This window comes from Zestomonas carbonaria, from assembly GCF_904061905.1.
Classification (GTDB): domain Bacteria; phylum Pseudomonadota; class Gammaproteobacteria; order Pseudomonadales; family Pseudomonadaceae; genus Aquipseudomonas; species Aquipseudomonas carbonaria.
The window spans coordinates 231,061-249,036 of record NZ_CAJFCI010000080.1; the positions used below are offsets into that span (position 1 = coordinate 231,061).

At 66.2% G+C, this 17,976-nt stretch carries 15 protein-coding genes; 14 read left to right on the top strand and 1 reads right to left on the bottom strand.

The genetic code is table 11. From position 1 onward, the window contains the following. Positions 1-169: 169 nt before the first annotated feature. Positions 170-1,546, top strand: a complete 1,377-nt coding sequence (locus tag PSEWESI4_RS22060; protein ID WP_187673369.1) for an L-serine ammonia-lyase — start codon at positions 170-172, stop codon at positions 1,544-1,546. Positions 1,547-1,903: 357 nt separating this feature from the next. After that, entirely contained in the window at positions 1,904-3,007 is a 1,104-nt protein-coding gene (gbdR, locus tag PSEWESI4_RS22065) for a choline metabolism transcriptional regulator GbdR (protein ID WP_187673370.1), read from the top strand. Positions 3,008-3,244: 237 nt separating this feature from the next. Here gbdR and PSEWESI4_RS22070 read toward each other — a convergent pair whose 3' ends face one another. Continuing rightward, entirely contained in the window at positions 3,245-4,510 is a 1,266-nt protein-coding gene (locus tag PSEWESI4_RS22070; protein ID WP_235978992.1) for an OprD family porin, read from the bottom strand. A gap of 308 nt (positions 4,511-4,818) precedes the next feature. Here PSEWESI4_RS22070 and PSEWESI4_RS22075 point away from each other — a divergent pair, with 308 nt between their 5' ends. The 12 genes from PSEWESI4_RS22075 (at position 4,819) to PSEWESI4_RS22130 (ending at position 17,788) form a co-directional block, all read left to right on the top strand. After that, positions 4,819-5,781 carry a LysR substrate-binding domain-containing protein gene (locus tag PSEWESI4_RS22075; protein WP_187673372.1) on the top strand — a complete coding sequence of 321 codons (963 nt, stop codon included), beginning with the start codon at positions 4,819-4,821 and terminating at the stop codon, positions 5,779-5,781. Between the two features lie 108 nt (positions 5,782-5,889). Beyond that, a complete protein-coding gene (locus PSEWESI4_RS22080; protein WP_187673373.1) occupies positions 5,890-7,350 on the top strand; it encodes a 2-hydroxymuconic semialdehyde dehydrogenase in 1,461 nt (486 codons plus the stop codon). 70 nt (positions 7,351-7,420) lie between these two features. Next, on the top strand, positions 7,421-8,230 hold the full coding sequence (locus PSEWESI4_RS22085) for a fumarylacetoacetate hydrolase family protein (RefSeq protein WP_187673374.1): 810 nt from the start codon (positions 7,421-7,423) through the stop codon (positions 8,228-8,230). 10 nt (positions 8,231-8,240) lie between these two features. Continuing rightward, positions 8,241-9,170: an acetaldehyde dehydrogenase (acetylating) gene (locus tag PSEWESI4_RS22090; protein WP_187673375.1), complete on the top strand. Its 930-nt coding sequence runs from the start codon at positions 8,241-8,243 to the stop codon at positions 9,168-9,170. Positions 9,171-9,181: 11 nt separating this feature from the next. After that, positions 9,182-10,210 (top strand): 4-hydroxy-2-oxovalerate aldolase, encoded by a 1,029-nt coding sequence (gene dmpG, locus PSEWESI4_RS22095; protein ID WP_187673376.1) that lies wholly within the window; start codon positions 9,182-9,184, stop codon positions 10,208-10,210. After that, positions 10,207-10,974, top strand: a complete 768-nt coding sequence (locus PSEWESI4_RS22100; protein ID WP_187673377.1) for a 2-keto-4-pentenoate hydratase — start codon at positions 10,207-10,209, stop codon at positions 10,972-10,974. Before dmpG ends, PSEWESI4_RS22100 begins: the two co-directional genes overlap by 4 nt. Before the next feature lie 46 nt (positions 10,975-11,020). Beyond that, positions 11,021-11,440, top strand: a complete 420-nt coding sequence (locus tag PSEWESI4_RS22105) for a RidA family protein (protein ID WP_187673378.1) — start codon at positions 11,021-11,023, stop codon at positions 11,438-11,440. A gap of 39 nt (positions 11,441-11,479) precedes the next feature. After that, positions 11,480-12,049 (top strand): 3-hydroxyanthranilate 3,4-dioxygenase, encoded by a 570-nt coding sequence (locus PSEWESI4_RS22110; RefSeq protein ID WP_187673379.1) that lies wholly within the window; start codon positions 11,480-11,482, stop codon positions 12,047-12,049. After that, positions 12,046-13,041, top strand: coding sequence for an amidohydrolase family protein (locus PSEWESI4_RS22115; protein ID WP_187673380.1), 996 nt, complete (start codon positions 12,046-12,048; stop codon positions 13,039-13,041). The genes PSEWESI4_RS22110 and PSEWESI4_RS22115 overlap by 4 nt, the downstream gene beginning before the upstream one ends. A gap of 66 nt (positions 13,042-13,107) precedes the next feature. Further along, positions 13,108-14,445 carry an MFS transporter gene (locus PSEWESI4_RS22120; protein WP_187673381.1) on the top strand — a complete coding sequence of 446 codons (1,338 nt, stop codon included), beginning with the start codon at positions 13,108-13,110 and terminating at the stop codon, positions 14,443-14,445. A gap of 37 nt (positions 14,446-14,482) precedes the next feature. Next, positions 14,483-16,147: an arylsulfatase gene (locus PSEWESI4_RS22125; protein WP_187673382.1), complete on the top strand. Its 1,665-nt coding sequence runs from the start codon at positions 14,483-14,485 to the stop codon at positions 16,145-16,147. A gap of 174 nt (positions 16,148-16,321) precedes the next feature. After that, complete coding sequence (locus PSEWESI4_RS22130; RefSeq protein WP_235978988.1) at positions 16,322-17,788, top strand: alginate export family protein; 1,467 nt, start codon at positions 16,322-16,324, stop codon at positions 17,786-17,788. Positions 17,789-17,976 lie beyond the last annotated feature (188 nt).

Sequence of the window (17,976 nt, forward strand, 5' to 3'; positions counted from 1 at the left end):
TGCCAACTGGCGGTCTCGAAAGGGCAGGGTGCCGGGATCGTATGGCCTCCGCAAGCGCGCCATCGGCGGCGACGTATTTGGATATGCATGAGTCGGTGTGGGACGTCGCCGAGCGGGGGAAAGTTCGATGATGCAGGGCGATCGACAACCTTCCCCGGAGGAGCGCCCCGTGGCCATCAGCGTATTCGACCTGTTCAAGATCGGCATCGGCCCGTCCAGTTCACACACGGTCGGCCCCATGCGCGCGGCGGTTTTGTTCGCCGGTGCGCTGGTCGAGCGGCGCCTGCTGGAACGGGTACGGCGCATCGAAGTACGCCTGTACGGTTCGCTGTCGGCCACCGGCGTCGGCCACGGCACCGATCGCGCGGTGATCATGGGCCTGATGGGCGAGTGGCCGGAACGTATCGACCCATCGCTGATCGAGCCGCGTATCGCCAGCCTGCGCGCGAGCGGCGAACTGCTGCTGGCTGGCCGCCAGCCGGTGTCCTTCGACTGGGAGCGGGACATGCGCCTGCTGGACGAGAACCTGCCTTACCATCCCAACGCCATGACCCTGGTGGCTCATGGCGAGACGAACGAGCTGCACACCGACACCTATTACTCGGTGGGCGGCGGTTTCGTGGTGGACGCTGAGCAGGCGGCGAGCGGGCAACTGGACCAGGACTCCACCGTGCTGCCCTACGATTTCTCCAGCGCCGCCGAACTGCTCACCCTGTGCCGGCGCCACGGACTGCGGGTTTCCGAACTGATGCTGGCCAACGAACTGGCCTGGCGCGACGAGGCGCAGATCCGCGAAGGGCTGTTGCGGCTCTGGCAGGTGATGCAGGAATGCGTGGCCAACGGCCTTCAGGCGGAGGGCATCCTGCCGGGCGGGTTGAACGTGCGACGCCGCGCGGCGCGGCTGCACCGCAGCCTGCAGGAGCTGGGCCGCCCCAACGTGATCGGTTCGACCATGAGCGCGATGGAGTGGGTCAACCTGTACGCGCTGGCGGTGAACGAGGAGAACGCGGCGGGCGGCCGGATGGTCACCGCGCCGACCAATGGGGCGGCGGGGATCATCCCGGCGGTGCTGCACTACTACATGCGCTTCAACCCGGAAGCGAGCGAGGACGACGTGGTGCGTTTCTTCCTGGGCGCGGCGGCGGTGGGCATCCTCTGCAAGAAGAACGCCTCGATCTCCGGCGCGGAAGTAGGCTGCCAGGGTGAGGTGGGCTCGGCCTGCGCGATGGCGGCGGCGGGCCTGGCGGAAGTGCTGGGAGCGACGCCGGAACAACTGGAGAACGCGGCGGAGATCGGCCTGGAGCACAACCTGGGCCTGACCTGCGACCCGGTCGGCGGCCTGGTGCAGGTGCCGTGCATCGAGCGCAACGCGATCGCCGCGGTGAAGGCGATCAACGCGGCGCAGATGGCGCTGCGCGGGGATGGCGAACACTTCATCTCGCTGGACCGGGTGATCCGCACCATGCGCGACACCGGAGCGGACATGCACGACAAGTACAAGGAGACCTCGCGTGGCGGCCTGGCTGTCAGCGCCATCGAATGTTGAACCATTTTCGTCCAGCCGCCGCCCGGACTGCACGTCCATGGGGCGTGCACGGTCGGTGGGGCCTTGCCGTTACCGCCGATATTTCCTTCCGTAGCGGAGTTGTCGCCGCTGCTACCGGAATCCCCACTGGCCGGATTCCAGGGTGACCAGGCGGTCACATGGCGCAGCCCTCGCTCCCCGTACCCAGACCATCCGGCAAGGTTTGGGACGGGTTTTTTATTTTTTATTGAACGGTTAATCAATTTAGGCACGGCATTTGCCTTATCTCACCCAGGGTCTGGTGGAAGCCGTTCCAGAACCAATAACAAAAGAGGCCTCGGACGAGGCTCAGCCGTTTGCCATGCGTGAGGGTGTGCAATGTCAGAGTTCAAGCAAGGGGCTCAGGCCCGTGATCGTGCTCCACAATCCATCGGTTTCCTGTTGTTGGACAGCTTCACCCTGATATCCCTGGCCTCGGCGGTGGAACCGCTGCGCATGGCCAACCACCTGTCCGGACGCGAACTCTACCGCTGGTTCACCCTGACCCAGGACGGCCGGGCGGTGAGCGCCAGCGACGGCCTGCAGATCACCCCCGACGCCGGCTTCGACACCGCCCCCGCGCTGGACATGGTGATCGTCTGCGGCGGTGTGGGCATCCAGAACAGCGTCACCCGCGAGCAGGTGCTCTGGTTGCAGGCCCAGGCCCGCCAGGGCCGCCAGTTGGGTGGCGTGTGCACCGGCAGTTGGGCGCTGGCCAAGGCCGGCCTGCTTGATGGCTACGAGTGCAGCGTGCACTGGGAATGCCTGGCGGCCATGCAGGAAGCCTTCCCGCGCGCGGCGATCACCACCCGGCTGTTCTCCATCGACCGCAACCGCAGCACCTCCTCGGGCGGCACCGCACCGATGGACATGATGCTGCACCTGATCGGCCGCGAGCACGGCCGCGAGCTGGTGGCGGGAATCTCCGAGATGTTCATCTACGAGCGCATCCGCAACGAGCAGGACCACCAGCGTGTGCCGCTCAAGCACATGCTCGGCAGCAACCAGCCGAAACTCCAGGAGATCGTCGCCCTGATGGAGGCCAACCTGGAGGAACCCATCGACCTCGACGAACTGGCCAGCTACGTCGACGTCTCGCGCCGGCAACTGGAGCGCCTGTTCCAGAAATACCTGCACTGCTCGCCGTCGCGCTACTACCTGAAGCTGCGCCTGATCCGCGCCCGCCAGTTGCTGAAGCAGACGCCGATGTCGATCATCGAAGTGGCCTCGGTATGCGGCTTCGTCTCCACCCCGCACTTCTCCAAGTGCTACCGCGAGTACTTCGGCATCCCGCCGCGCGACGAACGTGTGGGGCAGGGGACGGCGAACGTCGTGCGACTGATACCGGCAGTGGTCGGAGAGTCGCTGATACCCTCATCCACGGCCATGGCCGCGCTCTCGCGGGCCCAGGGCGAATCGAGCTTCGCCAGCGTGCGGCTGTAGCCCGTTCCTCGCGTCACCACCGTGCCCGTTGGTGGGGAAGCCGTCGGCAAAAAAAAGCGCCCATGCGGGCGCTTGAGGGTTCGCCTCCCACCAAGGGAGCAGAGCCTATTAGAGGCGAACGTCACGGGTCTCCAACGACGCTGGAGGCACGAGGAGACGAGCAAGTTATAGAGGAGCGATCCTGACGGGACGGTGAGTGCGGGGTGACAAGTCTGTAACCCGGAGCCCGCCGCCCGTTCACAGGACCTGCAGCGGGTATTCGATGATCAGTCGGACCTCGTCCAGGTCCGACTCGAAGGCCGTGGCGCGGGTGGTGGCCTGGCGGAGGCGGAAGGACAGATCCTTCAGCGAACCGCTCTGGACCACGTACTGGGCCTCGATGTCACGTTCCCAGCGTTTCTGATCGGTCAGCGGGTTGCCGTTCTCGTCGCGCCGCATGTAGACGCCGTTGGCGTTCGAGTAGTCGACGTCGCTGCCCCTACCGTAGCGGGTCATGAAGGTCAGGCCGGGGATGCCGAAGGTTTCCATGTCGAGGTCGTAGCGCAGCATCCAGGAGCGTTCCTTCGGCGAGTTGAAGTCGGTGTACTGGATGGCGTTGTCCAGGTAGATCGAGTCGGACTGGCGCAGGTAGTCGAAGTCGTTGTCGCCGTTGTTGCGCTGGTGGCTGAGGGCGAGGCTGTGGGCGCCGAAGCTGACACCCAGCTTGCCGCTCCAGATGTTGGTGTTGAAGTCGCCGAGCAACTGGCGGCCGTCGTCGACCGACTTGTAGTAGTTGAAGCCGCCGAACAGCGAGACGTCATCCGCGAGGGGATAGCTGACGGACGTGCCGCCGTAGTACTGGGTCCAGGCGTCCTTCAGGCGGCTGCCGTACAGGCTGACGCTGACGTTCTCGTTCAACGCGTAGTCGCCGCCCAGGTAGGAGACCCACGGCGAATCGACCGGGCCGGCATAGAAGGTGGCGAAGTTATCGCGCTGCTTGCGTTCCTGCGGCTGGCTCATCGAGTGCAGGCGCCCGGCCTGCACGGTCAGCCCATCCAGGCTGCGGTTTTCCAGGGTGATGCCGCGGAACGACTCGGGCAGCAGGCGCGCGTCGCCGTAGTGGACCACCGGGGTCATCGGGAAGACGTCGCCAGCGCGCAGCACGGTATCCAGCAGTCGCACCTTGGCGGCGCCGCCGGCCTTGGCGTAGTTGTCCTGGGTGTGGCCGTCGTGGTCGCTGGGCAGGATGTCCACCGAGGTACCGGAGCCGTTGCGGCCGTCGCCGCTGTCCAGTTGCAGGCCGAGCATGGCGAAGGCATCGATGCCGAAGCCGACCGTGCCCCGGGTGAAGCCCGATTCGAAGCGGCCTACGATGCCGTGGGCCCAGACCTCCGAGTAGCCGTTGTCGCGTGGCGCCACCGACTGGCCGTGGCGGGCGTCGCGGTTGAAATAGAAGTTGCGGTTGAGGATGTGCAGGCTGCTGCCTTCGACGAAGCCCTCGGCGCCTTCGTCCGCGGAGGCCATGACGGGGCTCAGGCCGGCTACGGCGAGGGAGAGGGCGAGGGGAAGTTTTCGGTAGGTCATCTGTCGCTCCATTGAGGATGGTCTGGCGTGTTGGCAGGCCAGGTCGCGTTCTGGTTATCGTGCCCACGCGCGGCGCTTCCCGTGCGCGGGCGCGGACCATCCTGACGAGCGCGGGATAACCCCGGGATGAGCCGGGGATGACAATTCCGTCAGTTCTTCCAGGGCTCTCTGCTCGGGCATGGGAATCCCTGCACCACGCTGCTCCCTCGCGCTACCATGCCGGCCTCCTTCGTTTCCCGGAGCTCGTGATGAAGCCCTCCGTCATGTCCGTTGCCCGCAAGCTCAAGTTCCATCAACTGGTGGTGCTCGACCAGGTATTGCGCAGCGGCTCGCTGCTGCGTGCGGCGCAAGTGCTCAACCTGACGCAGCCGGCGGTGACCAAGATCGTCCATGAGCTGGAGTCCTATTTCGGCGCGCCCCTGCTGGTGCGTGGCAACCGTGGCGTCAGCGCTACCGAGCTGGGCGAACTGGTGGTCAGCCGTGCGCGCTCCATGCTGGCCGACCTGCGGGCCCTGGCCGACGAAGTGGAGGCATACCGCGACGGCAGCGCGGGCCACGTCATGGTCGGGACACTGATTTCGGCTTCCACCTGGCTGCTGCCCCAGGCGTTGCAGTTGCTCAAGCAGCGGGCGCCCGGCGTGCTGGTGTCGCTGCGGGTGGGGCAGATGGACCAGTTGTTTCCCGCCGTCGCGGTCGGCGAGCTGGACATGGTGGTGGGGCGCGTGCCGGATGACTGGCGCTGGCGCGACGAGGCGCCGCAACTGGAGGTCGAGGTGCTGTACGGCGAGGAGTTGTGCGTGGTGGCGGGAGCCCATCATCCGCTGCACGACCACGGCCCGGTGAGCCTGGCGGACTTGCATGGCTACCCCTGGGTATTGCCGACCAGGGATTCCCTGCTGCGCCGCACCGCGGACCGCCTGTTCGCCGACGCGGGGCTCGATGCCCCGGCCAACATGATCGAATCGCTTTCGGTACTCACCAACGTCTCGCTGATGCAGGACCAGCGAACGGTCGGCCTGTTGCCCCTGGAGACCGCCCGGCAACTGGCCGGGAACGGCATCCTGCGGCCGTTCGATCTCGGCACCACCCTGCAGTTCGGCGACATCGGCTGCTTCTATTCGGCCAGTCGCGAGCCGGGCCCGGCGGCCCGTCTGTTCCTCGACTGCCTGAGGCTGGCCAGCCAGGAGCATGCTTCGCCGGAAACGATTTGAGGCTCATATCCAGGTATTCCAAAACCTAATAGTCGATTCCGGTTTATTGATTATTCGTTTATAGCCGCGATCCATAGACTCCTCCGAAACCAGATTTCGGAGGTGGTCATGTCTTCTACCTTGTTACGGCACTACATCGCTGGCGAGTTCGTTTCCAGCGAACGAACCTTCGCCAATGTCTCCCCGGTCGACGGCCGTGAGCTGGGGCAGGTCTGCGAGGCCGGCCAGGCCCAGGTGAACGCTGCGGTGGAGGCGGCCAAGGCCGCACAGTCCGGCCCGTGGGGCGGCTTCAGCGCGGCGCAGCGTGCCGACCTGCTGGAGCGGATCGCCGACGGCATCGAACGCCGTTTCGACGACTTCGTGGCCGCCGAGGTGGCCGATACCGGCCGCCCCGTACACCAGGCGCGCAGCCTGGATGTCGCCCGTGGCGTACAGAACTTCCGCACCTTCGCCGGGCTGGTTCGCCAGGCCGGTGGCGAGTTCTTCGAGATGCGCACCGGCGATGGCTCGGACGTATTCAGCTACACGGTGCGCAAACCCCATGGCGTGGTGGCGATCATCTCGCCGTGGAACCTGCCGCTGCTGCTGCTCACCTGGAAGGTGGCGCCGGCCCTGGCCTGCGGCAACTCGGTGGTGGTCAAGCCCTCGGAAGACACGCCTTCCAGCGCCACGCTGCTCGCCGAGGTCATGCACGAGGCCGGCGTACCCGCTGGGGCCTTCAATCTCGTGCACGGCTTCGGGCCGGACTCGGCGGGCGAGTTCCTTACCCGCAACGCGGATGTGGATGCCATCACCTTCACCGGCGAGTCGCGCACCGGCTCCAGCATCATGCGCGCCGCCGCCGAAGGCGTGCGCGATGTGTCCTTCGAGCTGGGCGGCAAGAACGCCGCCGTGGTCTTCGCCGACTGCGATTTCGATGCCGCGGTGGCCGGGGTGCTGCGTTCCAGCTTCACCAATTCCGGGCAGGTGTGCCTGTGCTCGGAGCGGGTCTATGTCGAACGGCCGATCTTCGAGCGCTTCGTCGCGGCACTGAAGGCCGGTGCCGAGGCGCTGAAGATCGGCTATCCCGACGAAGATGGCGTGAACATGGGATCGCTGATTTCCCACAAGCACCGCGACAAGGTACTGGGCTACTTCGAGCTGGCCCACCAGGAAGGCGCGACCGTGGTGACCGGTGGTGGCGTGCCCAGGTTCGGCGATGAGCGCGACAACGGCGCCTATGTGCAGCCGACCATCTGGACCGGTCTGTCGGACGACGCCCGCTGCATGCGCGAGGAAGTGTTCGGGCCGGTCTGCCATGTCGCGCCGTTCGACAGCGACGACGAGGTGGTGAGGCGGGTGAACGACTCGGCCTATGGCCTGGCCACCGCGCTGTGGACCCGGAACCTGGGGCGCGCGCACCGGATTTCCCGGCAGTTCCGGGTGGGGATGGTCTGGGTCAATACCTGGTTCCTCCGCGATCTGCGCACGCCCTTCGGTGGCGCACGCCTCTCCGGCCTCGGTCGTGAAGGTGGCCGCCACTCGCTGGATTTCTATTCCGAGATCACCACGGTCTGCGTCAATCCCTAGCGCCTGTTCACGATCTCGCGAGCTAGCGCGCAGCAGATCGTGAACAGGTTCTGACACCAGGAGAACCCTTATGCATCCCTCTCTTGTCGAGGCCGCCGAGCGCCTGCGCCAAGCCCAGGCCGGTAGCCAGCCCTGCGCACCGGTGCGCGACCTGATCCAGGCCGCCAGCGCCGAATTGCAGACCGATCCGGTGGACATGGCCTATGCCGTGCAACGCCACAACAATGCCGCCGCCATGGCCGCCGGACGGCGTCCGGTGGGGCGCAAGATCGGCCTGACCTCCATCGCCGTGCAACGGCAACTGGGCGTCGACCAGCCGGACTTCGGCCTGCTGTTCGCCGACATGGCGCGCGGCGACGGCCAGCCCATCGCCTGGAGCGATACCGCGCAGCCCAAGGTGGAGGCGGAAATCGCCCTGGTGCTGGAGCGTGACCTGTGCCACGAGCGCCACACCCTGGCCGACATCATCCGTGCCACCGCCTTCGTCCTGCCGGCCATCGAGATCGTCGGCAGCCGCATCGCCAACTGGGATATCCGCCTGCTCGACACCATCGCCGACAACGCTTCTTCCGGGCTGTTCGTCCTCGGCAGCCGGCCGGTGACGCTCGACCGCCTCGACCTGGTGCGTTGCGGCATGAACATGAAGCTGCGCGGCGAGCCGGTGTCCGTCGGTGCCGGGGCTGCCTGCCTGGACAACCCGCTGAACGCCGCCCTCTGGCTGGCCGACACCATGGTCCGCCTGGGCGAGCCGCTGAGGGCAGGGGACATCCTGCTCAGCGGTGCCCTCGGCCCCATGGTCGAGGCGCGTCCGGGCGATGTGTTCAGCGCGCATATCCAGGGCCTGGGCAGCGTCACCGCCGCCTTCGCCGATGCGCAGTGAGGGAGCAGCCATGAGCAAGAAACGCAAAGTCGCCATCGTCGGTTCCGGCAATATCGGCACCGACCTGATGATCAAGATCCTGCGCAATGCGCAGTACCTGGAGATGGGCGCCATGGTCGGTATCGACCCGGCGTCCGACGGTCTGGCCCGCGCAGCACGACTGGGCGTGGCCACTACTCATGAAGGCGTGGAGGGACTGACCCGCCTGCCGATCTTCTCCGAGATCGACTTCGTCTTCGATGCCACCAGTGCCGGCGCTCACGTGAAGAACGACGCCTTGCTGCGGGGCCACAAGCCCGGTCTTCGCGTGATCGACCTGACCCCGGCCGCGATAGGTCCGTATTGCGTGCCGGTGGTCAACCTGGAGCAACACCTCGCTGCCACCAACGTGAACATGGTGACCTGCGGTGGCCAGGCGACCATCCCGATGGTCGCGGCGGTCTCCCGGGTGGCCAAGGTCCACTACGCCGAGATCATCGCCTCCATCGCCAGCAAGTCCGCCGGCCCGGGCACCCGCGCCAATATCGACGAGTTCACCGAGACCACCAGCAAGGCCATCGAAGTGATCGGCGGGGCGGCCAAGGGCAAGGCGATCATCGTCATGAACCCGGCCGAGCCGCCCTTGATCATGCGCGACACGGTGTTCGTGCTCAGCGAGGCCGCCGACCAGGCCAAGGTCGAGGCGAGCATCGAGGAGATGGCCGCCGCCGTGCAGGCCTATGTGCCGGGCTACCGCCTGAAGCAGCGGGTGCAGTTCGACGAGGTCCGCGACCTGAACATCCCCGGCCACGGCAAGTTCTCCGGGCTGAAAACCTCGGTATTCCTCGAAGTCGAAGGCGCCGCCCACTACCTGCCGGCCTACGCCGGCAACCTCGACATCATGACCTCCGCCGCGCTGGCCACCGCCGAGCGCATGGCGCAGTCGATGATCAACGGTTGAGGAGCACGGACATGAACGGCAAGAAACTCTATATCTCCGACGTGACCCTGCGCGACGGCAGCCATGCCATCCGTCACCAGTACACCCTCGATGACGTGCGCGCCATCGCCCGCGCGCTGGACAAGGCCAGGGTCGATTCCATCGAGGTCGCCCATGGCGACGGCCTGCAGGGCTCGAGCTTCAACTACGGCTTTGGCCGCCACTCCGACCTCGAGTACATCGAGGCGGTGGCCGAGGTGATCAGCCACGCGAAAATCGCCACCTTGCTGCTGCCCGGCATCGGCACCGTGCATGACCTCAAGGCCGCCTATGACGCTGGCGCCCGCGTGGTTCGCGTGGCCACCCATTGCACCGAGGCGGATGTGTCGAAGCAGCACATCGAGTACGCCCGCGAGCTGGGCATGGACACCGTCGGCTTCCTGATGATGAGCCATATGATCCCGGCGGAAGAGCTCGCTCGACAGGGCAAGCTGATGGAAAGCTACGGCGCCCAGTGCATCTACATGGCCGACTCCGGCGGCGCCATGAACATGCACGACATCCGCGACCGCATGCGCGCGTTCAAGGCCACCCTCAAGCCGGAAACCCAGACCGGCATGCACGCCCACCACAACCTGTCGCTCGGTGTGGCCAACTCCATCGTCGCGGTGGAGGAAGGCTGCGACCGCATCGACGCCAGCCTCGCCGGGATGGGCGCCGGGGCCGGCAATGCGCCGCTGGAAGTGTTCATCGCCGCCGCCGAGCGCCTCGGCTGGAACCACGGCACCGACCTCTACACGCTGATGGATGCCGCCGACGACATTGTCCGCCCGTTACAGGATCGTCCGGTGCGCGTGGACCGCGAGACCCTCGGCCTGGGTTATGCCGGGGTCTACTCCAGCTTCCTGCGCCATGCCGAAGTGGCCGCCGACAAGTACGGCCTGAAGACCCTGGACATCCTCGTCGAGCTGGGCCAGCGGCGGATGGTCGGCGGCCAGGAGGACATGATCGTCGATGTAGCCCTTGACCTGTTGAGCAACGCCCGGGAGTCCCGTCCATGAGTGCCGATATCACCCGCATCGCCACCGCCCTCGACCAGGCCGCGCGCAAGGCCGAGGCCGTGGCCCAGTTCAGTGCCAGCGCAGGCTTTTCCCTGGAGCAGGCCTACCAGATCCAGCGTGCCTCGATGCAGCTCCGCCAGGATGACGGCGAGCGCCTGATCGGCGTGAAGCTGGGCTTCACCAGCCGCGCCAAGATGATCCAGATGGGCGTGGACAGCCTGATCTGGGGCTGGCTGACCGATCGCATGCTGGAAGAGGACGGTGGTCTGGTCAGCCTGTCCCGCTACATTCATCCGCGCGTCGAGCCGGAGGTCTGCTTCCTCACTCGGCGCGCCATCGACCGTCCGCTGACCCTGCTGGAGGCGGCCGACTACCTGGAGGCCGTGGCCCCGGCTCTGGAGATCATCGATTCGCGCTACCAGAACTTCAAATTCAGCCTGGAGGACGTGGTCGCCGACAACTGCTCCTCGGCCGGCCTGGTGGTCGGTCCCTGGTCGCGGGAGTTCGATGCCATCGGCAATGCCGGGGTGCTGCTGCGCATGGACGGCCGCCTGGTCCAGGCGGGTTCGACCGCCGCGATTCTCGGCCACCCGCTGCGCAGCCTGGTACAGGCCTCGAAACTGCTCGGCGACGCCGGGATCGTCCTGCCGGCGGGGAGCCTGGTGATGGCCGGCGCGGCCACCGCGGCGGAGCCCCTGCGCGCGGGCAGCCACGTCAGCGTGGAGATCGAGGGGCTGGGCGAAAGCGGATTCAGTGTTATCTGAATCCGACACACGGGCCGGACAGGACCGCAACAGGAGACAACAGCCAATGAACAATATCCAAGCCACCCTTGTCACCGGCAAGGCCACGCCACGCGGGCGCTTCCCGCACGTCAAGCGCGCCGGCGACTTCCTCTACGTTTCCGGGACCAGCTCGCGGCTGCCGGACAACAGCATCGTCGGCGCCGAGGCGGACGCAATGGGCACCACTCGCCTGGACATCCGCGCGCAGACCCGCGCGGTGATCGAGAACATCCGCGACATCCTGGCCAGCCAGGGGGCCGGTCTGCAGGACCTGGTCGAGGTCAGCAGCTTCCTCGTCGATATGAACGACTTCGGCGGATACAACGAAGTCTATGCCGAGTACTTCGACGAGAACGGCCCGACCCGCACCACCGTGGCCGTGCACCAGTTGCCGCATCCGCACCTGCGCATCGAGATCAAGGCCGTCGCCTACAAGCCGCGCTAGGGATCAACGAGCGCGAAAACACAACAAGAGGAGAGTCCCATGGAACTGCAATATGGCATGCCGCTCAATCTGCTGGACTGGGCCGAACGCAACCGTCATCAACTGAAGCCTCCGGTGTGCAACGCGGCGATCTGGCCCGACGGCAACTACATCATCAACATGGTCGGCGGGCCCAACACCCGTACGGACTTCCATGACAATCCCACCGAGGAAATCTTCTACCAGCTCAAGGGCAACGCCTACCTGAACATCTGGGACCGCGGCAAGTTCGAGCGGGTGGACATTCGCGAAGGTGAGGTGTTCCTGCTTCCGGCGCACGTCATCCACTCGCCGCAGCGTCCCGAGCCGGGGCTGTGCTTCCTGATCGAAATGCGGCGTCCGCAGGGCGCGCTGGATGCCCTGCAGTGGTACTGCCCGGTCTGCGCGACGCTGGTCTGGCGCGTGACCACCCAACTGCAGAGCCTGGTGGACGACCTGCCCAAGGCGTACCAACTGTTCTACACCCAGAGCGACGAGGAGCGGCGCTGCACCCAGTGCGGCACGGTGCACCCCGGGAAGGACTACGATGCCTGGCACCGCCTCCACGCCCAGGCGCAGGAGCGGGGATGAGTGCCTTGAAGATCGACATCCACTCGCACTTCTTCCCGCGCATCACCCAGGCCGAGGCCGCGCGCCTGCACCCGCAGCGCGCGCCCTGGCTGCACACCGACGGGCGCCATGGCCAGATCATGCTCGGCGACAAGCCGTTCCGGCCGGTGCACGATGTGCTCTGGGACCCGCTGCGGCGCATCGAGCACCTGGACGAGCAGGGCCTGGACATCCAGGTGATGTGCGCCACCCCGGTGATGTTCGGCTATGACCAGCCCATCGAGCGTGCCTTGCCCTGGGCGCAACTGATGAACGACCGCGCCCTGGAGATGGCCGCGGTAGCGCCGGACCGTCTCAAGGTGCTGGCCCAGGTGCCGTTGCAGGACATCGAGGCGGCCTGCTGCGAGGCCAGCCGGGCCAAGGACTGCGGCCATGTCGGCGTGCAGATCGGCAACCACGTCGGCGATCTGGACCTGGACGATGCCGGCCTGGAGACCTTCCTGCATCACTGCGCGAAGGAGGGCATACCGCTGCTCGTCCATCCCTGGGACATGATGGGCGGCGAGCGGATGCGCAAGTGGATGCTGCGCTGGCTGGTATCCATGCCGGCGGAAACCCAGTTGGGCATCCTCTCGCTGATCCTTTCCGGCGCCTTCGAGCGCCTGCCCGAGTCTCTGCGCATCTGCTTCGCCCACGGTGGCGGTGGCTTCGCCTTCCTGCTCGGCCGGGTGGACAACGCCTGGCGTCACCGCGACATCGTCCGCGAGGACTGCCCGAACCTGCCGTCCAGCTACGTGAAGCGTTTCTTCGTCGACTCCGCGGTCTTCGACCCGCGCTCCCTGCGCCTGCTGGTGGAGGTGATGGGCGCCGACCGCGTGATGCTCGGCTCCGACTCGCCGTTCCCGTTGGGCGAGCAGAGCATCGGCGCCGGGGTGTTGGAGCACCCGGGGTTGACGGATGCGGACAAGTCGCTGATCTGCGCTGGCAATGCCAGGGAGTTCTTCGGCATCTGAGCGGGGCCTCCGGCCCATTTCGACATCGATTCTGGCCACGCCAACAACACCTACAAGGGAGTTGCCATGAACAGCAGTACCCAACGTGTCAGCGATATCATCGACGACAGCCCGATTTCCGGTTTGCAGTTCAGGGTCCTGATCCTGTGCTTCCTGGTCGTGGTGCTGGATGGTTTCGACACCGCCGCCATCGGCTACATCGCCCCGGAGCTGATCCAGGACTGGGGTATCGAACGCGGCCAACTGGCCCCGGCCTTCGCCGCAGGCCTGTTCGGCATGCTGGTGGGTAGTTTCGCTTTCGGCCCGGTCGCCGACCGGAAAGGGCGCAAGATCGTGCTGCTGATCAGCCTGCTGATCGTCGCCCTGGGCACCCTGGCCTGCGTGCTGGCACCGTCGATCGAGGTACTCACCGTGCTGCGTTTCTTCACCGGCATCGGCCTGGGCGGTGTCTTGCCGAACAGCATCACCCTGTGCTCGGAATATGCGCCGGCGCGCCGGCGGATGCTGCTGGTGACCCTCAGCTATTCCGGTTTCACCCTGGGCCTGGCCCTGGGCGGCTGGGTGGCGGGAATCCTGCTGCCCCTGGTGGGCTGGAAAGGTCTGCTGGTTTTCGGTGGCGTCGCGCCTCTGTTGCTGTTGCCGGTGTTGTATGTGGCGCTGCCCGAGTCCACCTGCTTCATGGCCAACAAGCCCGCCCATACCGAGAAACTGCGCGCCATCCTGACGCGGATCAGCGGGCGGCGGGACTGGGAGGGCGTCACCCTGGTCGGCGATACGTCGCAGCGGGAGGTGCGCTCGCCCGCCGCGGCGCTGTTCGCCGAGGGCCAGGCGTCACGCACCCTGCTGCTCTGGCTGACGTTCTTCTGCTGCCTGTTCGTCTTCTACCTGCTGACCAGTTGGCTGCCGACCATCCTGCGCAGCAGCGGCTACGGCACCGCCGAGACTTCCAACATCGCAGCGATGATCCCTTTCGGAGGCGTGATCGGCGGCATCGTCATGGCGTTGCTGATGGATCGTATCGGCGCGCACAGGGTATTGCCGCCGCTGTGCCTGTTCGCTGCCATCGCCCTGGCCCTGACCGGCACCCAGTTGGGCAGTGGCTTCGGTCTGCTGCTCATGGTCTTCCTCGTCGGCTTCACCCTGACCGGTGCGCTCAACAACCTGAGCATCCTGGCCGCGACGCTGTACCCGACCCATGCCCGGGCCACTGGGGTCAGTTGGGCGCTGAGCGCCGGACGCGCCGGCTCGATCATCGGTTCGATGCTCGGCGCCTGGCTGTTCGGCATCGCCGGAGGGTTGCAGGAGTTCTTCCTGTGGATCGCGTTGCCGGCCCTGGTCGCCAGCCTGGCGCTGTTCCTGATGGGCATGGGGCTGCGGACGGCGAGAAGCGCGCTGCAGGAATGACGCGGCCTCACAACAACAAGAAAGCGAGACCTGAAGAATGAATACAGTGCTCAAGCGCCTTGCATGCCTGTTGCTTGGCTTGTCCTTGCCGGCGCTCGCCGCCGACGCCAAGCAACCGAACATCGTACTGATCGTCGCCGACGACCTGGGTTTTTCCGACATCGGGGCACTGGGCGGCGAGATCGCCACGCCGTACCTGGATGACCTGGCGCAGCAGGGGATGCTCCTGATGGACTTCCACGCCACGCCCAGTTGCTCGCCGACCCGGGCAATGCTGATGTCGGGCAACGACCCGCACCTCACCGGCGTCGGCATGATGGCCGAATGGCGCGGTCGCCTGCCCGAGGGCACGGAGGTTCGTCCCGGCTACGAAGGTGTACTGGCGGACAACGTGCCGACCCTGGCCGAGTTGCTGGGCGATAGCGGCTATCACACCTACATCGCCGGCAAGTGGCACCTGGGCAAGCGCCTGGAGCAGCAGCCGCACAAGCGGGGCTTCGATGAAGCCTACGTCCTGCTGGAAGGCGGTGCCGCCAACTTCAAGCAGGACAACATGGCGTTGCTGCCCAACTACAGCACCACCTATGTGCATAACGGCCAGCCCATCGAGTTGCCGGACGATTTCTACTCCAGCACCTGGTACACCGACCGCCTGATCGAAATGATCGGCAAGCGAACGGGGGACGGGAAACCGTTCTTCGCCTTCGCCGCCTATACCGCTCCGCACTGGCCGTTGCAGGCGCCGGACAGTTACCTGGAGAAGTACCGGGGGCGCTATGACGCCGGCTACGAGGTCATAGCCGAACAACGCCTGGCCCGCCAGCGCGAACTGGGCCTGGTTCCCGCCGAGCATCCCGTGAAGGCGCAACTGGAGGGCGTGCCGGCCTGGTCCGAGCTGAGCCCGCGGCAGCGGCGCGAGTCGGCGCGTGGCATGGAAGTCTACGCGGCGATGGTCGAGTCCCTGGATGCCGAGATCGGGCGGCTGGTCGAATACTTGCGCGGCGCCGGGCTGCTGGAGGACACGCTGATCCTGTTCATGGCCGACAACGGCCCGGAGGCGCGCGCCAGCGCCGATCCCGAATGGGTGGCCAGGAACTTCGACAACAGCCTGGACAACTATGGCCGGCGCGATTCCTTCCTGATGCAGGGGCTGGCCTGGGCGCAGGTGAGTTCGCTGCCCAGCCGGCGTCACAAGATGACCACCTACCAGGGCGGCATCCGTGTGCCGGCGTTCGTGTACTTCCCGGGACGGGTGGAGAGTGGCCGCAGCCAGGTGCTCGCCAGCGCGCGGGACGTGTTGCCGACCCTGCTGGACTTGGCCGGGGCGACTCCGCCCAGCGTGAAATACCGTGGCCGGGACGTCATTCCGCCGCAAGGTGCCTCCTTGCTTCCCCTCCTGCAAGGACGCGACTCGCTGGTGCATTCCCGCGACGAGCCCATGGGCTGGGAACTGAACGGAAACGCCGCCCTGCGCAAGGGCCGCATGAAGCTGCTGTTCGACGTCAAGGACCCGCAGGCGGCCTGGCGATTGTACGACCTCGCCGCGGACCCGGGCGAACGCCGGGATCTCGCGGCGGAGCGGCCGGATGTGCTGGCCGACCTGCTGCGCGACTGGAGGGCCTACGCGCGGCGCAACAACATCCTGCTCGACGAGCACGCCAGGCCGCGCGTGCCGCAGTCGGCGGAACCGCTCAAGCCATGAGGCGGTTGGCTTTCCGCATCGCCGGCGGCGGCCTGCCGCCGGCGATGCGGAGCTCAGGGGGCCCGTAGGCCCTGACGCTTGGGGTTGGAGCGACCCCCTGAAGGACGGCTTTGCCAGCTATCCGTCCTGCCGCTACCCGCCACCTGCTTCGCACCTTTCGACAAGGAATTTCTCATGTTGATGCCTATCGACTACCGGCCTCGTGCCGCCTCGACCATGCCCGCTCGTGGGTGGTCGAGCACCTGGACAGCGCTTTGCCTGTGCCCGCTGTTGCCGCTATTGCCCAACGAAGTCGCGCTGGCCGATGGCGTCCGTTCTCCGCTCGAACAGTCCCGCCCGCTGCGGCCGGGGGCGCCGAGACCGTTGGAGGATTACCGTTTCCTCGACGATCCCGCCAAGCGCGACGATCCTTTCGACGCATTCCGTTACCACCGGCTCTCCGACTCGGCCTGGCTGCAGTTCGGCGGCGAGTTGCGCTATCGCGCGGACAGCGTCGACAGGCCGTTTTTCAACCTGCGTGGCGTGGGCCATGAGGATTACCTCCAGCAGCGTGCCCAGTTGCATTCCGACCTGCATCTGCTGGACGGCGCGATGCGGGTCTTCGTGCAACTGGAGGACACCCGTAGCTGGCACAAGGAACTCCGCGCGCCCACCGACCAGAGCCGCAGCGAAATACACCAGGCGTTCGTCGATGGAAACTGGGGGCTCGGGAGGGCCGGTAACGTGACGGCGAGGGTAGGGCGCCAGGAAATGGCCTATGGCTCGTCCAGTTTCGTGAGCTATCGCGAGTCGCCGAACCTGCGCTACAGCTTCGACGGCGTGCACCTGTCCTGGGCCGGTCCGGCCGGCCACAAGGCCGATGTCTTCGCCGTGCGTCCCGTCGAGCTGCGCGCCGATGGTTCCTTCAATGACGGGACCGATAACGCCAAGACCTTCTACGGCCTGTATGCCTCGCTGCCCCTGGCACCGGAGAGAGGCCTCGATCTCTACGGATTCTCCCTGGAAACCTCCGACCGGCGCCTGGCCGGCGTGTTCGGCGACGAGAAGCGCCATACCCTTGGCGCACGGCTGTTCGGCAAACACCAGGGGTGGGACTGGAGTTGGGATCTGGCCGGTCAGGTAGGGCATCTGGGAGACGCCAGGATACGGGCCTGGGCGCTCTCCAGTGACTCGGGCTACACCTGGGACGCCGAGGGGCGGCCACGCCTGGGGATGCGCATCGACATGGCCAGCGGCGATGACGATCCGGGGGACGATCGGGTGGGCACCTTCGACCCGCTGTTCCCGCGCAACCAGGTCTACGGCGAGGCCAGCCTGACGACGCTGGCCAATGCCGTGGTCGTCGGCCCGACGATCGGCTATTCCCCGCATCCTCGGCTGCGCGTCGAGCCTGCCGTCCTCGGTGTCTGGAAGCACAAGAGCGCCGACGGGGTCTATTTCACCGGCATGAACATGGCGCCGGGCACGGCCGGAACCGGCAAGCGGGCGGGGACGGTCTACAAGACGAACCTGCGCTGGCTGGTCACTCCTAACCTGACCGTGGATCTGGATGGCCTGTTCTACGACGTCGGGACCGCGATCACCGAGGCGGGCGGCGAGGATACGGCCTTCCTGTCGGTTCGCGGCACATTCCGTTTCTGAGAGACGGAATGGTCGATCTGGCGCCTCGCTGAATGCCAGCCGGGCATATCGGATAGTGCCTGAACATCTTTCCGGACATTTCGTTATCGAGATGTCCGGAAGTGTGCGTGGCCTGGTTGAAGGGCGCTTGGCCATATTGAATAACAACTTGTTAATCCGTTGAAAACTCCGGATACAACAGCGTTAGT